At 72.3% G+C, this 19,044-nt stretch carries 17 protein-coding genes; 4 read left to right on the top strand and 13 right to left on the bottom strand.

Annotated elements, in window-relative coordinates:
- Positions 1-11: 11 nt before the first annotated feature.
- Together VFC33_09785 and VFC33_09780 are read right to left on the bottom strand one after the other, a co-directional pair.
- Positions 12-1,157 carry a homoserine O-acetyltransferase gene (locus VFC33_09785; GenBank protein HZR13531.1) on the bottom strand — a complete coding sequence of 382 codons (1,146 nt, stop codon included), beginning with the start codon at positions 1,155-1,157 and terminating at the stop codon, positions 12-14.
- Positions 1,158-1,201: 44 nt separating this feature from the next.
- Complete coding sequence (locus VFC33_09780; GenBank protein HZR13530.1) at positions 1,202-2,500, bottom strand: bifunctional o-acetylhomoserine/o-acetylserine sulfhydrylase; 1,299 nt, start codon at positions 2,498-2,500, stop codon at positions 1,202-1,204.
- Between the two features lie 263 nt (positions 2,501-2,763).
- Between VFC33_09780 and VFC33_09775 the strand changes: the two genes are divergently transcribed.
- Complete coding sequence (locus VFC33_09775; GenBank protein ID HZR13529.1) at positions 2,764-3,186, top strand: hypothetical protein; 423 nt, start codon at positions 2,764-2,766, stop codon at positions 3,184-3,186.
- Between the two features lie 114 nt (positions 3,187-3,300).
- Here VFC33_09775 and VFC33_09770 read toward each other — a convergent pair whose 3' ends face one another.
- Positions 3,301-5,625: a S8 family peptidase gene (locus tag VFC33_09770; protein ID HZR13528.1), complete on the bottom strand. Its 2,325-nt coding sequence runs from the start codon at positions 5,623-5,625 to the stop codon at positions 3,301-3,303.
- Positions 5,626-5,715: 90 nt separating this feature from the next.
- Positions 5,716-6,684 carry a diguanylate cyclase gene (locus tag VFC33_09765; GenBank protein ID HZR13527.1) on the bottom strand — a complete coding sequence of 323 codons (969 nt, stop codon included), beginning with the start codon at positions 6,682-6,684 and terminating at the stop codon, positions 5,716-5,718.
- A 93-nt stretch (positions 6,685-6,777) separates the two neighbouring features.
- Between VFC33_09765 and VFC33_09760 the strand changes: the two genes are divergently transcribed.
- Positions 6,778-7,155, top strand: a complete 378-nt coding sequence (locus VFC33_09760; protein ID HZR13526.1) for a nuclear transport factor 2 family protein — start codon at positions 6,778-6,780, stop codon at positions 7,153-7,155.
- A gap of 80 nt (positions 7,156-7,235) precedes the next feature.
- Entirely contained in the window at positions 7,236-7,901 is a 666-nt protein-coding gene (locus VFC33_09755; GenBank protein ID HZR13525.1) for a hypothetical protein, read from the top strand.
- An 18-nt stretch (positions 7,902-7,919) separates the two neighbouring features.
- Here VFC33_09755 and VFC33_09750 read toward each other — a convergent pair whose 3' ends face one another.
- From VFC33_09750 to mshD, 8 genes are all read right to left on the bottom strand, one after another.
- On the bottom strand, positions 7,920-9,995 hold the full coding sequence (locus VFC33_09750) for a thioredoxin domain-containing protein (protein ID HZR13524.1): 2,076 nt from the start codon (positions 9,993-9,995) through the stop codon (positions 7,920-7,922).
- Between the two features lie 21 nt (positions 9,996-10,016).
- The gene (locus tag VFC33_09745; protein ID HZR13523.1) at positions 10,017-11,633 is read right to left on the bottom strand and encodes an acyl-CoA synthetase; all 1,617 of its coding nucleotides are present in this window, start codon (positions 11,631-11,633) and stop codon (positions 10,017-10,019) included.
- A 196-nt stretch (positions 11,634-11,829) separates the two neighbouring features.
- Positions 11,830-13,020: a hypothetical protein gene (locus tag VFC33_09740; protein ID HZR13522.1), complete on the bottom strand. Its 1,191-nt coding sequence runs from the start codon at positions 13,018-13,020 to the stop codon at positions 11,830-11,832.
- A gap of 61 nt (positions 13,021-13,081) precedes the next feature.
- The gene (locus VFC33_09735) at positions 13,082-13,885 is read right to left on the bottom strand and encodes an SDR family oxidoreductase (GenBank protein HZR13521.1); all 804 of its coding nucleotides are present in this window, start codon (positions 13,883-13,885) and stop codon (positions 13,082-13,084) included.
- A gap of 48 nt (positions 13,886-13,933) precedes the next feature.
- Positions 13,934-15,517 (bottom strand): M2 family metallopeptidase, encoded by a 1,584-nt coding sequence (locus VFC33_09730; protein HZR13520.1) that lies wholly within the window; start codon positions 15,515-15,517, stop codon positions 13,934-13,936.
- A 5-nt stretch (positions 15,518-15,522) separates the two neighbouring features.
- Entirely contained in the window at positions 15,523-15,882 is a 360-nt protein-coding gene (locus VFC33_09725) for a hypothetical protein (GenBank protein ID HZR13519.1), read from the bottom strand.
- Positions 15,879-16,952 (bottom strand): 23S rRNA (adenine(2503)-C(2))-methyltransferase RlmN, encoded by a 1,074-nt coding sequence (gene rlmN / locus VFC33_09720; protein HZR13518.1) that lies wholly within the window; start codon positions 16,950-16,952, stop codon positions 15,879-15,881. Before rlmN ends, VFC33_09725 begins: the two co-directional genes overlap by 4 nt.
- Positions 16,949-17,890 carry a mycothiol synthase gene (gene mshD / locus VFC33_09715; protein HZR13517.1) on the bottom strand — a complete coding sequence of 314 codons (942 nt, stop codon included), beginning with the start codon at positions 17,888-17,890 and terminating at the stop codon, positions 16,949-16,951. Before mshD ends, rlmN begins: the two co-directional genes overlap by 4 nt.
- A gap of 53 nt (positions 17,891-17,943) precedes the next feature.
- Between mshD and nth the strand changes: the two genes are divergently transcribed.
- Positions 17,944-18,651: an endonuclease III gene (gene nth / locus VFC33_09710; GenBank protein ID HZR13516.1), complete on the top strand. Its 708-nt coding sequence runs from the start codon at positions 17,944-17,946 to the stop codon at positions 18,649-18,651.
- A 155-nt stretch (positions 18,652-18,806) separates the two neighbouring features.
- On the opposite strand, the gene VFC33_09705 is transcribed toward nth, so the two are convergent.
- Positions 18,807-19,004, bottom strand: a complete 198-nt coding sequence (locus VFC33_09705) for a hypothetical protein (protein ID HZR13515.1) — start codon at positions 19,002-19,004, stop codon at positions 18,807-18,809.
- Between the last annotated feature and the right edge of the window lie 40 nt (positions 19,005-19,044).

Below are 19,044 nucleotides of genomic sequence, written 5' to 3'. Positions count from 1 at the left end.
TGACGCGCCGGTCAGCGGCCGGCCAAGGCCCGCGCGATCACCTTCCCGACGGCCTCGTGCTCCACGAGGAACCCGTCGTGACCGGAGATCGACTCGACCACCTCGACGCTGCTCGCGCGGGGTATCAGCTCGGCGAGCTCGTGCTGGAGGCGGAGGGGGTAGAGGCGGTCCGACGAGATGCCGGCAACGGTCACGTCGGCCGTGATGCGCGCGAGCGCGGCCGCGATCCCGCCCCGGCCGCGACCGACGTCGTGGTGGTTCATCGCCTCGCTCAGGACGACGTAGCTGTTCGCGTCGAAGCGGCGCGCGAGCTTCTCGCCCTGGTACTCGAGATACGACTCGATCGCGTATCGGCCACCCGCGAGCGGGACCTCGTCGCCCTGGTGGCCGCGACCGAAGCGCCGTTCGAGCTCGAGCTCGCTGCGGTAGCTCACCTGCCCGATGCCGCGCGCGAGCGCGATCCCCGCGTGTGGACCGTCGCCCGGTCGCGCGTCGTAGTACTCGCCGCCGCGGTAACGGGGGTCGCTGCGGATCGCGCGGACCTGCAACGAGCACAACGCGATCTGCTCCGCGCTCGCGGTGGCACCGCAAGCGATGACGACCGCGCTCCCGACACGATCGGGGAACGCGACGGCCCACTCGAGCACGCGCATCCCGCCCATCGAGCCGCCGACCACCGCGTTCCATCGTTCGATGCCGAGCCGGTCCGCGAGCGCGGCCTCCGCGACGACCTGGTCGCGGATCGTGATGACGGGGAAGCGCGACGCGTACGGCTTCCCGTCCGGCGCGAGCGACGCGGGACCGGTCGTCCCCTGACATCCGCCGAGGACGTTCGGACACACGACGAAGAACCGCTCGGTGTCGATCGCCTTGCCCGGCCCGACGACCGCGTCCCACCAGCCTTCCTGCACGTGCCCGGGCCCGACGGACCCGGCCGCGTGGCTGTCACCGGTGAGCGCGTGGAGCACGAGGACCGCGTTGGAGCGCGACGCGTCGAGCTCGCCCCAGGTCTCGAACGCGACGGTCACGTCCGACAGCCGGCCGCCCGCTTCCAGAACGTGCGGGCGCGTGTCGAACACCGTCGCGAACCGGCGGTGCCCCGGCTCGTCGCCGGGGCACCACGCGCCGGTTGCGGGAATCAGGTCACGCGCGCCCACCGAATCGTCAACACTAAGCGCTCGCGACGACAGGTCCGCTCGGGTTACGCGCCCTTGGCGGCGCGGAACCCGGCCTCGAGGTCGGCGAGGATGTCGTCGAGGGTCTCGATGCCGACCGAGAGACGCACGAGATCCGGCGTCACGCCCGCGGTCGCCTGCTCCTCCTCGGTGAGCTGTGAGTGCGTCGTCGACGCGGGGTGGATCGCGAGGCTGCGCACGTCGCCGATGTTGGCGAGGTGGCTGTGGAGCTCGAGCGCGTCCACGAAGCGACGGCCGGCTTCGAGACCGCCCTCGATCCCGAACGCGAGGATCGATCCCGCACCCCGCGGCATGTACTTCTTCGCGCGGTCGTACCACTTGCTCGACGTGAGCCCTGCGTACGAGACCCACGCGACCTCGTCGCGTGCCTCGAGCCACTGCGCGACGGCGAGCGCGTTCTCGCAGTGCCGCTCCATGCGCAGACTCAACGTCTCGAGTCCCTGGATGAAGAGGAACGCGTTGAACGGCGAGACCGCGGGGCCGATGTCGCGCTGGTACTGCAGACGCGCTTTCAGGATGTACTGCGCGGGACGCAGCTCGTCCGGCAGCTGCGAGAAGACGAGACCGTGGTAGCTCGGGTCCGGTTCCGTGAAGCCTGGGAACCGGCCGCTCGCGACGTAGTCGAACGAGCCGCCGTCCACGATCACGCCGCCGATCGACGTGCCGTGACCGCCGATGAACTTCGTCGCGGAGTGCGTGACGATGTCGGCGCCGTGACGCAACGGCTGGCAGAGGTACGGCGTCGCCACGGTGTTGTCGATCACCAGCGGGACGCCCGCCTCGTGCGCGACCGCCGACACACCCTCGAAGTCGAGGACGTCGTTCTTCGGGTTGCCGAGCGTCTCCGCGTAGAACGCCTTCGTGTTCGGGCGGATCGCGGCGCGCCACGCGTCGAGATCGTCGGGGTCGTCGACGAAGCTCACGTCGACGCCCGCCTTCGGGAACGTGTAGTGCAGCTGGTTGTACGTGCCGCCGTAGAGCGACGCGGACGAGACGATGTGGCCGCCGTTCTCGGCCAGGTTCATCAGCGCGACGTACTGCGCCGCCTGCCCGGAGCTCGTGGCCAGGGCACCGACGCCCCCTTCGAGCGCGGTCATCCGCTGCTCGAAGACGTCCTGGGTCGGGTTCATGATGCGCGTGTAGATGAACCCGAGCTCCTCCAGCCCGAAGAGCGCGGCGGCGTGCTGGGTGTCTCGGAACACGAAGCTCGTCGTCTGGTAGATCGGCACGGCCCGCGCGCCGGTCGCCGGGTCCGCGACCGCTCCCGCGTGGACCTGACGAGTCTCGAATCCCCAGTCCGGCATCACGTGCTCCTGTCGTCGTCGAGTGCGGCCCACCGTAAGCAGCGAAATCCGAGTGATCAAGTCGGATTTTGCGGACGGGATCTCGTGCGGCCGGAATGCGCAGCGGCGTGACGCGGTTGTGCCGTTCGCGGGTCGAGCGGCGGGCACCTGCTCTGGCCCTCCCCCTCCGGCTCGGTGCAACGCTCGCCGCTCCCCGCGCTGTTCGTGTCCGTGCGGCGATACCGCGGATGAACCGACGCGCGACGGGGTAGAAGCACCCACAGATGACCGCGGCGACGACGCCACCGCTCGTGATGGTCCTCGACCGCATCGGTCCCGGCACCGTCGCGGAGACGAGGCTGGCGGTCCGCGAGCTCGTGCGGCACGCCGGCATCGGCGATCTCGCCGACTCCGCAGCGCTGCTCACCACCGAGCTGGTCGCGGACGCGGTCGCGCGCGAGCCCGACGCGCTGATCGTCTACGCCGAGTGCGACCGCCGCCACGTGCGCGTCGAGGTCGGCGAGACGGGCGAGGCCGCGAGCACCGCGGCGCGCCGTGCTCCCGGGTCGGTCGCCCACGGCGAGGCGCGCACGGCGGGCGCGCTGCGCAGTCGCCTGCTCGACGAGCTCGCCGACGGGTGGGGCAGCATCCGCACCGGCGACGGCGGGATCGTCTGGTTCGACGTCGGGATCCGCACCTCCGTCTGAACGCGCGGCGGCAGACTCTCTGCCGGTCGATCGGTGAGCGGTCCCGCCGGGCCGTTTCGAATCGCGTTCGGAGCTCGCGTCAGACGAGCCGCGGGCTCCCGCGGCGAGTGCAGGTCACAGCGCGAGCCCGCGCGAGATGTCCCAGCCGTGCCAGTACTGCCCGGTCTGGAGTGGCGGCGCAGGCTGTGTGAGCTGGAACGGGTGCACACCGCCCCAGCCGTCGCCCACGTATCCGCCCGTCCCGTCGTGTGAAACCGTGATGCCGCGTGCGATGTCCCACGGCTTCCAGTACGGGCCGTTCGATGCGCTGGGCGTTGCCCCGCCGAGGGAAAAGCCGTGGATGCCGCCGTACCCGTCGAGCACCAGCCCGCCGGCGGACGTCAGCGAGAGTGAGCCGCTCGGGACCGTCGCGATGCCCCGCACGATGTCCCAGCCCGGCCAGTAGTTCGGCGTCGACAGGTTGGGCGGCATCGGCGCGTTGCCGACCGCGAACGGGTGGAGCCCGCCGTAGCCGTCGACGACGTAGCCGCCCGTTCCGTCGGGCAGGAACGCGACGCCGCGCGCGATGTCCCAACCGGGCCAGTAGCCACTCACGCGCGCGCCCGGCGGCGGGGTCTGTGTTCCGACACCGAACGGGTGCAGTCCGCCATAGCCGTCGAGGACGTAGCCCCCCGCGCCGCTCGGGAGCACCGCGACGCCGCGCGCGATGTTCCACGTTCGCCAGTACGGCCCGCCACTGGTTGTCGGCGGTGCGGTCCCACCACTCGCCGCGACCGGATGCAACCCACCAAACCCGTCGAGCTCGTATCCACCGCTCAGCGGGGTGACGAGCACGGTCGACGAAGCACGTGGGCTGCCGCTCATCCGTGCGGTGACCGTCACGGTGTACGCCGCGTTCGTCGTCAGTGACGAAAGGGTTGTCGTCGACGATGCTGTCGTCGTACTGCCACCCCCGCTCTGGCTGATCGCGTAGTCGGTCGCGCCGCTGCAGGGCGCGTTCCACGCGATGAGCGCGCTGCCGTTCGACTGCGTCGCACGAAGACTCTGTGGCGGGGTGAAGACGCCAGCCTGAGCGAGCGCCTTGCACACATCCAGGCGGCCGCCGCTCGAGACCTTGGACGACAGCGAGCTGCTCGGGTCGACGCTGTTCACCATGTCGACACGCAGCTGCGTCGCGTCCGCGCTCGGCGCGGCCGCTGCGATGAGTGCCGCGGTGCCCGAGACGAACGGTGTCGCCATCGACGTGCCGTCGAGGTACGCGTAGTTGCGCGGTGGCGTCCCGCAGTACGGATCGTTCTCGCCGAAGGGGAACTCGGTGGGGACCGTGGACAGGATGCACTCGCCTGGCGCGGCGAGCGCGACCGTGCTCGCGCCGTAGTTCGAGAACCACGACAGCCCGTCGTACGGGTCGCTCGACGCGACGCACAGCACTCCCGACGTGGAGCACGGGTACTGAGGCGTCGTGTCGACGTCGATCGGCGTTCCCGAGTTGTCCCCGTTCCCCGCGGCGGCGACGAAGAGGATGCCGGCCGCGTTCGCGCTCTGGATCGCGTTGTCGAGCGCGGTGTCGTCGCCGCTGCCGCCCCACGACGCGTTGATGACGCGCACGTTGACGCCGTGGTTCTTCGCGTCGACCACCCAGTTGATCGCGGCGATCGCGGCGACGTCGTCACCCGATCCCGAGCTGTCGAGGAACTTGACCGCCATGATGCGCGCTTGCCACTCGACGCCGGAGACCCCCGTTCCGTTGTTGCCCGCGGCGCCGATGATCCCTGAGACGTGGGTGCCGTGGCCGTCGTCGTCGAACGGGATGCACGGGTCGAGGCCGTAGTACGGGGAGCCCGCCTCTTGTGCCAGCGCGTCATAGCCGTGCGTTCCCGCGCGACAGGAGCCGATGCCGCCGGGGTTCGTCCACATGTTGGTGGCGAGGTCGGGGTGCACGTAGTCGACCCCGCTGTCGATCACGGCGACGACGGGCGCGTTGCTCGCGGCCGACCCGCGCGCGACGTCCCACGATTCCGGCGCAGCGATCTTCGCGGGACCCCATTGCTGCGCGTAGTAGGGATCGTTCGGGATCGTCTCGGTTGCGTGGTAGAGGTAGTCCGGTTGCGCGAGCGTGACGCTCGGGTCCGCTTTCAGGTGGGCAATCACGCCCATGACGTCACCGTTCGGGACGGACACCGTCTGCACATCGCTCCCGCGCGCGACGGTGCGTGCTCGAGCGCCATGGAGGCTTCGCGCCTGCTGCTGGGCGCTCACGCCGGGCTTGAACTTCACGAGCACACGGTCCGTGCGGTAGCGCGCCGTCGCCGACGAGGGCGAGGGGCGCGCCGCGCGCGGCGTCGCCGGTGACGCGCCCGCGGGGTTGGGGACCACGACCAGCGCGGTCGCGACGGTCACGAGGACCGCGACGAGCACACGGATGGGCGAGCGGGTCATGAGCGCACCAGCGTGCCATGTCCCACGCCGTGGCTCGCGCCACTGGTGGACGCGCCCGTAGCGCTTGCGCGGGCCGGGATCACGTGTGCGCTACGCGGGTCGGCGCTGGTCCTGGGATGCGGACGAGACCGCCGTCTCCCACGCGGCGTGCAGACCGGTCCGCGTGTCGCGCGCCGCGTACGCCACGGACGCGAGCGCGTCGTTCGCGGCCAGCTCGCGCTCGAGGCGAGCGGCGAAGGCCGCGACGCCGGCGTCGTCTGCGCCGACCGAGAGCACTGCGAACGTGCCGTCGCCGGTACGCGCGACGACGTCCTCCTCGCGACACTCCGTCCGCAGGACGCGCGCCGCGCGTCGCAGCAGCACCTGTGCGGCGTCGTCGCCCTCGATCCCGCGGATGACCTCGTATCCGGCGAGCTCGACGACTGCGATCGCGGCGCGGTCACCGTAACGACGGCACCGGCTCTCCTCCGCGACGAGGACCTGCTCCCAATACGCGCGGTTGCCCACGCCTGTCACGCCGTCGTGCATGTCGGCGGCGTCCGCGCGCGCGACCGTGCGCGCCGCGTCGGATTCGCGCAGCTCCGCTGCGAGGTGCGTGCCGAGCAGGCGGGCGAGGAGCTCGATCAGCGCGGTCGTCTCGGTGACCGCGACGTCAGCGGGCCGCGTGCCGACACCCGCGACGATCCCGAACAGTGTCCCGTCGGCACGGCAGAGGGGCGCGCCCGCGTACGCGGTGATGCCGTGTTCCCGCGCGGCGGGTGCGTCCCGGTACGACTCGACGTCGGCGAGCGGGGCGGCGACGCGCGGTCCGCGCTCGGCGAGCATGCGCGCCGAGATCGACGCGGTCCACGAGAACGTGTCGCCCGGACGCGCACGTACGGAGGCTCCCGCACTCGCGAGCACCACGGCCTCGTCGCCGTCGACGCGCGCGACGACCCAGGCGTCCAGGGGCAGCGTCGCGTCGAGATGGGCCAAGACGGCCTCGCAGGCGTCTGCGAAGTCCCCGAAGGGCGCGAGCGACCAGCCCGGCAGCGGCGACGGCTGGGCGAGGTTTGGCACGTCTGTGTTGTCGGCAGATCGGTTCCGGAGTTGAACACCGTCCCGCTTGTACGCTCCCGTCCCCACCGGCCGGAACCGTGACGAGGAGGACCCGTGCCGACGCCCGAGCAGGTCCGCGCCGCCGTCGACGCGTACGTGGACGCCTACAACCGCGACGACCGCCAGGCGTTCCTCAGCGCGTTCAGCGACGACGGCGTCGTCGTCGACCCGGTCGGGACGCCGCCCCACGAGGGGATCGACGCCCGCGGCGGGTTCTGGGACTCGGTCCACGCCCTGGCGGATCGGCTCGAGCTGGTCCCCGAGGACGTGATCGTGTGCGCCGACGAGGCGGTCATGGTCTTCGAGATCCTCGCGACCAGCGGCGGAGCGACGACCGTCCTCGACGCCGTGGACGTCTTCCGAGTGGACGACGACGGCCGGATCACGTCGATGCGGGCCTACTGGGACCTCACCCGGGCCCGTCCCGCCTGACGCCCGGGGACCGCATCGGAGCCGGCGAGACCGGGATCGACTGGCTCGCTCCGGCGCGCGTCGGCAAAAATGAACGAGCGATGCATGTCGAATCCCGTGATTCCGTCTCGCTGAAGCCGGCCGAGCTCGACGAGCTGGGCCAGCTCCTCTCCGCCGTCGGCGTCTCACTGGGCGACAGCGACCTCGATCAGCAGGTCGAGCAGTTCGCGCTGGTGGTCCAGGCGTCCGAGGACGGCGACCGCCAGGGCTTCCTGTTCGGCTCGCTCGAACGGGTCGGCGGCACGCCGTGCATCCTCTGGGGCCTCGGAGCCGTCCGCCGGTCGCGCAACGCCAACGCCGTGCTGAAGGGGCTCGTCGCGGAGCTGTACCGCAGGGCCGCGATCTCCTTCCCCGACGAGGACGTGCTCGTCGCCGGGCAGGTCGCCCACCCCGCCGCGTACGCGCTGCTGTCGCCGTTGACCGACATCGTGCCGCGCCTCGACTACTCGCCGACCGGCGAGGAGCGGGCCTGGGGGCGGCGCCTCGCGCGCCGCTTCGGGTGCGACGGCCGCTACGACGACCGCCGGTTCCGGCTCGCGGCGATCGGCAAGCACGCGCCGATCCTCGACGCCAGCACCGTGAAGGCGGGTGGCAAGGCCGCCACGACGCTGCTCGATGGTGTCGACGCGACCCAGGGCGAGGCGATGATCGCGTTCGGCTGGGCGCTGGCGGACGCGCTCGCCAACGGCCTGTCGTCCGGCAGCTGACGGCTCGCCCGGCGCGTCCTAGATGCCGGCCCGCGCTGCGAGCGCGTCGTCGAGCTGCGCGCGCAGGCCGGCTGGGTCGGTGACCGGCTGCTTGCACGCGTAGTACTCGCACACGTACGCGCTCGGCCGTCCGTCGACCGTCGACCGGTCGGCGAGCAGCGGACTCAGGTCCGAGGCGCCCCGCTGGGGGCGCGCGACGGTCACCACGCTGTCGGGGAGGAATCGGCCGCTCACCTCGCGCCACAGCGCGCGGGTCGCCGCGTCGTCGGGCTCGCCGACGACCGCGACCTCGATCGGCGCGCTCGTCGCGCGCTCGAGCGCCTCGAGCGCGTAGATGCATGCCGACGGCTGCCGCTGGAGCAGCGGTGACAGGAAGCGCAGCGCGCCGAACGCCGGCTCGTCGTAGCCCGTCCGGCCCGACAGCGCGGCGAGCCGGAGCAGCGCGTCGGCGGCGAGCGAGGTGGCGCTGGGCGTCGCGCCGTCGAACAGGTCCTTCGGGCGGACGATCAACGTCTCGGCGTCGGTCCCGGTCGTGAAGAACCCGCCTGCGTCACGGTCCAGGAACAGGTGCAGCAGGCCGTCGGCAACCTCGAACGCCGGTTCGAGCCAGCCGATCTCGTCACGCTCGGCGAGGGTCACGAGCGCGGCGAGCAGCGCGGCGTAGTCCTCGGCGTACGCGAGATGGCGGGCGCGTCCCGTCGCGCCCCACCCGTCGCGAGCGCCGACGGTCGCCTGCCACGACCGCAGGAACCGGCCGTCGTCACGCCGCAGCTCGCGCAGCAGGAACCGCGCGTTGGCCCGTGCCGCATGGAGCCAGTCGTCGCGGTCGAGCGCGCTCGCGGCTTCCGTCAGCGACCGCAGGAACAGCGCGTTCCAGCCGAGCAGCACCTTGTCGTCGAGCCCGGGCCGCACGCGGGGCGCGCGCGCCGCGAACAGCGCGTGCCGCGCGCGCTGCACCGCGGCCGGTCGGTCCTCGCCCGGATCGACGACGTGGAGGATGTTGCTGCCCTCGAAGTTCCCGCCCGCGGTGACGCCGTAGTAGCGGACCGCCTCTGGCGCGTCGGCGCCGCACACCCGCTCCAGCTCGTCGAGCGACCAGACGTAGTAGCGACCCTCGTGGCCCTCGGAGTCGGCGTCCTCGGCGCTGAAGAACCCGCCGTCGGGATGGTGGAGGTCGCGCAGGACGTACGTGATCGTCTCCTCCACGACCCGGCGGTAGCGCGCGCGGCCCGTCACGAGGAACGCGTGCAGGTACGCGCGCGTGAGCAGCGCCTGGTCGTAGAGCATCTTCTCGAAGTGGGGCACGAGCCAGTGCGCGTCGACCGAGTAGCGGTGGAACCCGCCGCCGATCTGGTCGTACATGCCGCCCGCGGCCATGTGGTCGAGTGTCGTCGCGGCCATCGCGATCGTGTGGTCGTCGCGGTCGCGCAGGTACGCACGCAGCAGCAGCTCGATCGTCCCGGACGGCGGAAACTTCGGCGCGGGACCGAAGCCGCCGAAGCGCGCGTCGAACTGGTCGCGCGCGTTCGCGACAGCGAGACGGATCGCGTCACGGGAAAGGTCGGCCGGCTCCTCGCCCGCCGGCGCGCGGAACGACGCCTCCGCCGCGATCACGTCGTGCACCTTGCCCGCCTGGTCGAGGAGCTCGGCGCGTCGGGTGCGCCATGCGCCGTCGATCGCGGCGAGCACGCGCGGGAACCCGGGCATGCCGTGACGATCCTCGGGCGGGAAGTACGTGCCCGCGAAGAACGGGAGGCCGTCGGGTGTGAGGATCACGGTCATCGGCCAGCCGCCCCGGCCGCTCATCGCCTGGACGGCCTGCATGTAGATCCCGTCGACGTCGGGCCGTTCCTCGCGGTCGACCTTCACGCTCACGAACCGGTCGTTCATCACGCGCGCGATCTCGGGGTCCTCGAACGACTCGTGGGCCATGACGTGACACCAGTGACACGACGAGTACCCGACCGACAGCAGCACCGGGACATCGCGCCGGCGCGCCTCGCTGAACGCGTCGGCGCCCCACGGGAACCAGTCGACCGGGTTGTCGGCGTGCTGGCGGAGGTACGGGCTGGACTCCTGCGCGAGCCGGTTCATGGTTCGACGGTACCCGGGCGGTCACGCGCCGACGCCGAGACGCTCCTTCGCGGTCTGCTTGCCCCAGCGGTAGTCGGGCTTGCCCGACGGTGACCGGACGATCGCGTCCACGAGCAGAACCTGACGCGGCACCTTGTAGCCCGCGACGTGGCGGCGGACGTGCGCGTCGAGCTCGTCGAACGTCGGTTCACGACCGGGTCGGGGTTGCACGAGCGCCACAACTCGCTCGCCCCAGCGCTCGTCCGGCACCCCGACCACGACGGCGTCGAACACCGCCGCGTGCCCCTTGAGCGCGGCCTCGACCTCCTCGGGGTAGACCTTCTCGCCGCCGGTGTTGATCGACACCGACCCGCGGCCGAGCAGCGTGATCGACCCGTCGGGCTCGATGCGCGCGTGGTCACCGGGGACCGACCAGCGCACGCCGTCGACGACCGGGAACGTCGCCGCGGACTTCTCGGGATCGCGGTAGTAGCCGAGCGGGATGCGACCGCGGCGCGCCAGCTTCCCGACGACGCCGGGCGCCGCGGGACGGAGATCGTCGTCGAGAACGGTGGTCTCGTCGTTCACCATGAAGCGCGGCTGCGTGCTCACGTCCGCGCCGGCGACGGTGACGGACTGGCCCTGCCCACCCGCCTCCGACGATCCGTACCCGTCGACGATCAGCGAACCGGGCAGCTTCTCCGCCAGCGCGCGCTTGACGGACGGCGACAGGATCGCACCTCCACTGAGGATGACGGAGCAACCCGACACGTCCACGCCGGGTGGTAGCCGGTCGAGCGCCTCGGCGAGCGGCCGCGCGAACGCGTCGCCCACGATGACGAGAAAGTTCACGCGCTCACGCGCGACGAGCTCCCACAGCCTGACCGGATCGAGCCGGTGCTCGGGCGAGATCACCACCGCGCCGCCCGTGTACAGCGTGGAGAACGCCATCCAGTGCGCGGTCCCGTGCATGAACGGGCACGCGGGGAGACAACGGGTGATGCGCGCGTCGCGGGCGCGGTCGGCGAGCTCCTCCGGCGTCGACACCTCGTTGCCGATCCCGCCGCCGCCGAAGGCGCCGAAGAAGATGTCCTCGTGGCGCCACATCACGCCCTTGGGCATCCCCGTCGTGCCGCCGGTGTAGAGGATGTAGAGGTCGTCGGCCGAGCGAGGTGCGAAGTCGCGCGCGGGTGACGCGTGCGCGAGCGCATCCTCGTAGTCGGTGGCACCGAGCGTGCGCGCGGCGTCGTGCGTGTCGCTGCCGTCGTCGACCGCGACGAACGCGCGGAGGTTCGGGAGCTGTTCGCGGATCGCGACGAGCTTCGGCGCGAACTCGCAGTGGAACACGACCGCGACGGCGTCGCAGTCGTCGAGCAGGTAACGGAGCTCCTCCTCGACGTACCGGTAGTTGACGTTGATGGGGACGGCTCGCACCTTGTACGCGGCGAGCATCGCCTCGAGGTACTCGGTGCCGTTGTAGAGGTACAGCGCGACGTGATCGCCGGCGCCGACGCCCGACGCGGCGAGATGGTGCGCCAGCCGGTTCACGCGCGCCTCGAGCTCGCGGTACGTCAGCCGGCGGTCACCGCAGACGAGCGCCTCGCGGTCGGGGACGGTGTCGACGACGATCTCGAACAGGTCCGCGAGGTTGAACTGCACGATTACATGGCTCCCTCGGGCCGGGCCGTCCCGTGCTCCGCACACGGCCCGGCTTCGTCCGCACTCGTGGCTCCCTCGGGCCGGGCCGTCCCGTGCTCCGCACACGGCCCGGCTTCGTCCGCACTCGTTCGCTCCCGCTCCGCTCGGGCGGCGAACGTAGCGGGCGCCCGGCGCGCCCGGGCAAGCTGACAGCGCGTCAGACGCGCAGCGCCCGCAATGCGTCGTCCACGAGCGGCCACGCGCCGTCGACCACACGACGCAGCGCGGCCTCGGTGCCGGTGGCGACGGCGTCGTCGGCCGCGTCCCACAGCTCGGCCTCGACGGGGGCGAACCGGGCCCGCACGCCAGCGAGCGCGTCAGCGTCCTGCTCCACACGAGATCGCAGCGCGGCGAACCGCGACCACGTCTCGGTGCGGGCGAGCTCCGCGGGCACGGTCGCGGTCGGGAACACGGGGACGTACACGCTCGCGCACGGGCTGCCGAGCGCGACCCAGGCGCGCACCGGCTCGTCCTCGTCGCGAGGTAGCTCGGCCACCATCGACGCCGCGGTCGCCTGGTAGCCGCGGAGGTGCATGCACACGGTCACCCCCGTTCCGTCCGCCTCGATGCGTGTCGGCAGGGGCGAGGCGTCGTCGGCTGCGGCGCCGGGCCGTCCCCATGGGCGCTCGCCGTGATGGCGCAACGTCGCGACGACGTCGCGCGCGCTCACCGCGCGTGCGCTGGTCGCGACGCACGCACCGGTCGCGGCCAGGCGGACATCCGCGTGGCCGGTCGGCTGCGTCGGGTCGCGCCACGCGCCGAAGTCGGCATCCGGAGGCACGTCGGACGACGCGCGCGTCCAGTCGCGGCCGAGCGAGACGCGATTCGAGATCGACGCGCCGTCCTCGACGGGCCGCGCTGCCCACGTGCGGGCACTCGTCTCGAGCACCCACGCGGAGCTTGGATCGGCGACGAGGAAGGAGGAGAAGTACGGCTCGTCGTGCTCCTCCTCGCCGCTGCCGCCTTGACCGTGGCGCTCGAGCAACGAGGTCGCGACGTCGATCGCCTCGTCAGCGTTCGCCGCGCGCTCGAGCGCGAGACGCACGAGGTCCATGCCGATGAGCGCGCGCGGCGCGACGCGCGCGTCGTCGACCGTCCAGACCCGCTCGTTGCCCATCGCGACGCGGCGCTCGTTCACGCCGTGCTCGAAGCCCCACAGCCAGGCGGGGCGCGATCCGAGCACGGGCATCGCGCCCGCGTCGGGCACGTCGACGTACTGGGCGCGCACCGACACGCCCCGTGGGCGCGGGCCGAACGACTCGACGACCTGGGCCTCGCGCACCGGCCGGTCCGAGTTCTTGGCGAAGACCGTGCGGTCCCGGCCGATCAGGCAGAGCGTGTCGCACACGGCTCGTGCTTCCGACGGAAGCGGGCTGGGGGCGGGGCTGGGGGCGGGGGTGGGGGCGGCATCAGAAGAAGTCGCTGCCGCCGTCGACGGGGATCGTCGCGCCGACGATGTAGCTCGCCGGCTCCGAGCACAGGAACACGACGAGCGCGGCGACCTCCTCGGGGAGGCCGATGCGGCCGATGTCGTTCGGCGTCGCGAAGTCGCGCTCGATCGCGGCGTACGCCGCCTCGAGCGGGCCCTCGGGGAGGTCGCTGCGGTCGGACTCGTCGAGGTACGTCTCGATCGCCGGGGTCATCACCATCCCGGGCGCGACGGTGTTCACGATGATCCCCTGACCTGCGAGCTCGCGGGCGAGGTTCTTCGACGCGCTCGCGAGCGCGGACTTCGCCGCCGTCCACCCGATGAGCCCGGGGCTCTGGTGCCGGATGTTGCTCGACGCGACGTTCACGATCCGGCCGAACGCGGCCTTGCGCATCAGCGGCAGCCCGGCACGCACGCAGCGGATCGCGGACACCACGCCGGCATCGAACGCGTCGAGCCATTCGTTGTCGGTGAGCTCGTCGATCCCGCCGAGGTGCGCGGGGCCGGCCGCGTGCACGAGCACGTTCAGCTCGCCCCACCGCTCCTCGAGGAACGAGAACGCGGCCTCGACCTCGCCGGTGTCGAGCAGGTCGCACTGCAGGCCGAGGGGGTCGGGAGAGCCGCACTCGCGCAGCTCGTCCTCGGTCTCACGCAGGTCGGACTCCGTGCGTGCGAGCACCGCGACGCGGCAGCCCTCCGTCGCGAGGAGCTCGGCCGTCGCGCGGCCGATCCCACGCGAGCCGCCGGCGACGACGGCGGCCCGTCCGCGCAGTCCGAGATCCATCCCGCGTGAACCTCCCGGTCGTGCCCGCCCGCGTGACGCGGCGGCAATCTACGCGGGCGACGCGAGCTGCGCGGCGAAGTGCCGCGGCGTCAGCGGCTCGCCGGTCGCGTGCTCGACGAGACGGTCCCACCGCATCGACGTGCCGGGCCCGAAGAAACGGTCGGCGAGCAGCGCGCCCGCCTCGGGCCGGCCCACGAGACCGCCGGCGCGCGCGTGCAACGTCGCGTCGAGCTGCGACGCGACCATCTCGCCGTACAGGTAGTTCTGGTAGTAGACGGGCGCCGCGGCGAGATGGATCTTCGCCGCCCAGTCGGGCGCGCGGCGGCCGGCCGGACGGGGCACCTGTTGGTACCGCTCGACCAGGTCCCACCAGCGCGTGTCGTGGTCCGCGTCCGGATCCGCGTACAGGCCCCGTTCGAAGTTCGTCATCACGAGCACCCATCGCGCGAACACGAGCAGGGCGCCGCGCTGCATGCGCGCGAGGCCGTCACGCAGCGTGTCGACGCGCCCGTCGTCGAGCCCGGCGACGCCCGCGAGCCACCGCGGGTCGCGCGGCAGCCTGCCGAACAGCATCGCCACACCCTCGGTCGTCAGCGGGTGCATCGTGCGCAGCAGCCACGGCAGGTCCCGGCGCACCCCGAGGTCGTAGACGGCGTGCCCGAACTCGTGGAGCATCGTCTCGACCCAGCGCTCGTTCGGGACGATGTTGCACAGCACGCGGACGTCACCCTCACGGTCGACGTCGATGCAGAACGCGTGCTGGCTCTTCGCGTCGCGGGGCAGCAGGTCGCTGCGCCCCAACGCGGGACGGATGTCCAGCCCGATCCCGTCGTAGGTCCGGAGCGTGAGCGCCTCGACGTCCGCGTCCGCGAAGAGCGGATCGAGGTCGACGTCGTCGCCGCCGGGAGGGTCCTGGAAGAACGGGTCGTCGTAGTGCCACGGGCCGAGCGCGGCGACCGAGCAGCCGAATCGGGTCGCACGTCGCTCGTCGACCTCCACCTTCCACCGCGTGAACGGCTCGCGCGTGACCCGGTCGACCTCGTCGAGCGTGGCCATGAGCCGGTCTTCGTCGAGCTCGCCCGTCGCGAGCGCGAGCTCGAAGTGATCGCGGAAGCCGAGCGTCCGTGCCGCCTCGTTGCGCAGACGCGCGAGCTCGCGCACGAGCTCGGCGACCTGCGCGCCGACCTGCTTCGACGCCTCCCACGCGCGGCGTCGCAGGTCGCCGTCGTCGCTCGCCCGGAGGATCTTCGCGATCTCGTTGTCGTCGACGGGCGTCCCGTCGAGGTCGCCGCGGAACGCGTTGAACGTCCCCTCGACCTGCGCCTCCAGCTCGACGATGCGCGTCCGCAGCGCGGCCGGGACCTGCTGCGGCGCGAACCCGTCGAACAGCACGTCGAGCTGGCGCGCGACGAGCGGGTCGAGATCGCGCTGCTCGCGTGCGTCGCGGATCGCCGCGAACGCCTCGGGGTCCGCGAGCGCGTCGCGCAGCGCGACGTCGGCGGCGACGCGTCGTGCCTCGGTCTCGTCGGACACGAAGTTCGCGGCGTCCCACCACGCGTGCGCGGCCGCGATCTCGAGCGGCTTGATGCGCGCCTCGAGCTGCGCGACGAGCTCGACCGGATCGGGACGCACGCCTGCTAGTGGAACCAGATGCGCTGGTAGTCGCGACTCATCGGGTGGACCAGGAGCGCGACCAGGGCGACGTCGAAGATCGTGTTGAGGATGTAGCTGCCCTGGAAGTAGAAGCCGACTCCGAGCCCGAGGATCAACGGCCAGCACAGGTTGAGCACGGCCCCGACGACGCCGAGCGCGTACCCCCACTTCTTCTCGTTCGCGATGCCGAAGGCACCGACCGCCATCGCGGCCATGGTGATCAAGAAGAGCGGATAGGTGAGCGCGCCGCCGATCAGCATGAAGACGGCGTCGAGGTACAACAGGATGACGGCGATCTGGAGCGTCTGTGGTTGGTGCGGGTTGAACCACCGGCGTTCGTTCACGGGACCATTGTGGCCGACAGGCGGCCGGAAGGAGAGCCGGGTCGCCGGCGGAGCTGCCCGCAGGCGGCGTCGATGTCGGTGCCGCGGTTGCGCCGGACCGTCGCCCGGACGCCGGGACGCTCGACCCGCGCCGCGAACGCGCGTGCCCGGCCGACGGACGGCGCGCGCCCGGCGAACCCGGCGGTCGGGTTCAGTGGGATGACGTTCACGTGAGCACCGCCGCGCAGGCCCGCATCGGCGAGCAGCGTGCCCAGCCGCGCCGCGTCGGCGGGCCGGTCGTTCACACCGTCGATCAGCGCGTACTCGAACGTGACCCGGCGACCCGCAGCCGCGGCGACCTCGCGGGCCGCGTCGAGGACGGCGTCGATGGGGTAGTGACGGTTCAGTGGGACGAGCGACGCGCGCAGGTCGTCGTCGGGCGCGTGCAGGGAGACGGCCAGCGTCACGGGGAGACCGGCGCGCGCGAGGCGACGCATGCCGGGCACGACGCCGACGGTCGACACCGTGATGTGGCGGGCGGAGATCCCGACGTCGTCGTGCAACCGCTCGACGGAGGCCCACACCGCGTCGAAGTTGGCGAGCGGCTCGCCCATCCCCATGTAGACGACGTTCGAGACCCTCTGCGGCGAGCGGTGCGCGGCTCGCAGGACCTGCTCGACGATCTCGCCGGCCGTCAGGTGACGCTCGAAGCCGGCCTGGCCGGTCGCGCAGAACGTGCAGCCCATCGCGCACCCGGCCTGCGACGACACGCACACGGTGGCGCGGTCGTCGGAGCGCATGAGGACCGTCTCGACCTGCGCGCCGCCGTCCGCGCACGCGTAGAGCCACTTCGTCGTGAGGCCGTCGCGCGACGTCTGCTGCAGGACCGGTTCGAGCGCCGTCGGGAGCGCGTCCGCGAGGTGTGCTCGCAGACGCTTGGGGAGGTCGGTCGCGTCCTCGAGGGGTTCCGCGCGCCGGTACAGCGCGTCCCACACCTGGCGCGCGCGATACGCGGGCTCGCCGCGTTCGCGCACGATCGCGGCGACGTCGTCGAACGTCGCGCCGTAGCGGGGCGCCGGCGCGGTCGTCATCGCGACGCTCCGTCGTGCAGGTCGCGCTCGTACGCGCGGTCGACGCGTACCGTGCGGAACCCGAGCGACCGGTAGAGGGAGACGGCGGCGTCGTTCGCGGCGTCGACGTAGAGCATCCCGGTCGTCACGCCGCGCGCCGCGAGGGACTGGAGACCCGCGACGACGAGCGGACGGCCGAGGCCCCGGCCCTGTCGTGACGGGTCGACGCCGATGACGTAGATCTCGCCGACGCCGTCGGCGTGTATCTTCGTCCAGCAGAAGCCGGCCAGGCCACGCTCGTCGAACGCGACGACGAAGCCCTTCGGGTCGAACCACGGTTCCCGCATCCGCCGTTCCAACGTCGCGTGCGTCCAACCACCCTGCTCGGGGTGACCGGCGAAGGCGGCGTTGTTGACCGCGAGCCAGCCGTCGTCGTCACGGCCGGGGACGAACGTGCGGACGTCGACACCGTCGGGCCAGCGGGGCTCCTGGCCGAGGGGGAGCAGGACCTCCATGCGGTGCAGGTCACGCGACGGCCGGAAGCCGGTCCGGGTGGCAACCGCGTCGCTGCTGTCGTCCGCGCCGATCCGCCACCAGGTCGCCGACGTCGCGTGCTGCGCGCGTGCCGCGTCGACCGCGGCGTCGAGCAATGCCGCGGCGACCTCACGGTCACGCGCGTCCGGGTGCACGACGAGGCCGATCTCGGCGTCACGCGTGGCGCGCGCGCCGTCGCCGGTCGCGACGTGTGCGAACCCGACGAGGCGATCCCGGTCTGTCGCGACCACCTCCGCGTGCGGCCCCGCACTCGCGGGATCGGCGAGGTCGCGCCAGACAGCGTCGCCGAGCGACTCGTGCCCGTCCGCCGCGACCGCGGCGGCGTGGAGCCCGCGCACGTCCTCGAGCTGCGCGCGGTCGAGGGACGCGACCGTGCGGACGGCGACCGTGGTGGGATCGGTCACGGCGTCCGAGCGTACCGGCGACCGTGTCGGGCCGAGCCGGTAACGTCGGCGCGATGGCCCGACCCCGAGGAGCGCGGGCGCGCGCGGCCGAGGTCGTGCGCCGTCTCGCCGAGGAGTATCCCGACGCGCGCTGCGCGCTCGAGCACCGCAACCCGTTCGAGCTGCTCGTCGCGACGATCCTGTCCGCGCAGAGCACCGACGTCATGGTCAACAAGGTGACGCCCGCGCTCTTCGCGCGGTGGCCGGAGCCCGCGGAGCTCGCCGCCGCCGACCCGGCCGAGCTCGAGGACGTCATCCACCCGACGGGCTTCTTCCACGCGAAGGCGAAGAGCCTGATCGGGATGGCGAGCGCGCTGCAGGACCGCTACCAGGGCGAGGTCCCGACCGAGCTCTCCGACCTCGTCACGTTGCCCGGCGTCGGTCGCAAGACGGGCAACGTCGTGCGGTCGGTCGCGTTCGATCTCCCCGGGTTGCCGGTGGACACGCACGTCAAGCGGCTCGTCGGCCGGCTGCGGCTCAGCAACGAGACCGACCCGGACAAGATCGAGGCCGACCTCGACGCGATGGTCGAGCCGGCGGACCGCGGCCTGCTCTCGCTCCGGCTCATCGAGCACGGCCGCAGGGTCTGCCTGGCCCGCAAGCCGCGCTGCGACGCGTGCGTGCTGGCCGACATCTGCCCGTCCGCCCAGCTCCCGACGGCCGCGCCGGCAGCCGCGAAAAAATCGCGCGGTCGCGGTTTGGCGGCGCGAGGGGCCGGGTAACCAACCCTCGTCCGCAGCCCACCCTGCCGGACCTGAGCGAGCGGCGCCTCCCTGCCGGCGCCGCTCGTTCGCGTCTGCGGAGATCTCGCAGCGGTGTTCCGTGAAGCGTCAAGCACACATCGTGTGCATGACGCTTCACAGAACGGACGCGGTGGTCACTCGAGCGCGCCGATGGCCTTGTCGAGCGATCGGCGCGCCGCCGTGAGCGACCGCTCGGCGGCGAACAGATCGAACGCGACGGCCGAGTCCGGTGTCCTCCCGAAGCGCTCGGCGATGCGCGTGACGCGCTCGCTCAGGTCGTCGAGCTGCGATCGCAGCGTCGAGAGCTCGGCGTGGTCCGATGCGGGGCTCACGGTGCACGAGCGTTACCCGTGGTCGTGACGGCCGCAATCC

Source organism: Acidimicrobiia bacterium, assembly GCA_035651955.1.
GTDB lineage: Bacteria > Actinomycetota > Acidimicrobiia > IMCC26256 > JAMXLJ01 > JAMXLJ01.
Note: the sequence above shows the minus strand (reverse complement) of the source record. Positions and strands in the feature narration are given on the sequence as shown.

Bases quoted from the DNA above. Each gene is read 5' to 3' on its own strand.
- VFC33_09735 (HZR13521.1), bottom strand. From the start codon at position 13,885: ATGGATCTCGGACTGCGCGGACGGGCCGCCGTCGTCGCCGGCGGCTCG.
- VFC33_09780 (HZR13530.1), bottom strand. From the start codon at position 2,500: ATGCCGGACTGGGGATTCGAGACTCGTCAGGTCCACGCGGGAGCGGTC.
- nth (HZR13516.1), top strand. From the start codon at position 17,944: ATGGCCCGACCCCGAGGAGCGCGGGCGCGCGCGGCCGAGGTCGTGCGC.
- VFC33_09750 (HZR13524.1), bottom strand. From the start codon at position 9,995: ATGAACCGGCTCGCGCAGGAGTCCAGCCCGTACCTCCGCCAGCACGCC.
- rlmN (HZR13518.1), bottom strand. From the start codon at position 16,952: ATGACGACCGCGCCGGCGCCCCGCTACGGCGCGACGTTCGACGACGTC.
- VFC33_09775 (HZR13529.1), top strand. From the start codon at position 2,764: ATGACCGCGGCGACGACGCCACCGCTCGTGATGGTCCTCGACCGCATC.
- VFC33_09755 (HZR13525.1), top strand. From the start codon at position 7,236: ATGCATGTCGAATCCCGTGATTCCGTCTCGCTGAAGCCGGCCGAGCTC.
- VFC33_09770 (HZR13528.1), bottom strand. From the start codon at position 5,625: ATGACCCGCTCGCCCATCCGTGTGCTCGTCGCGGTCCTCGTGACCGTC.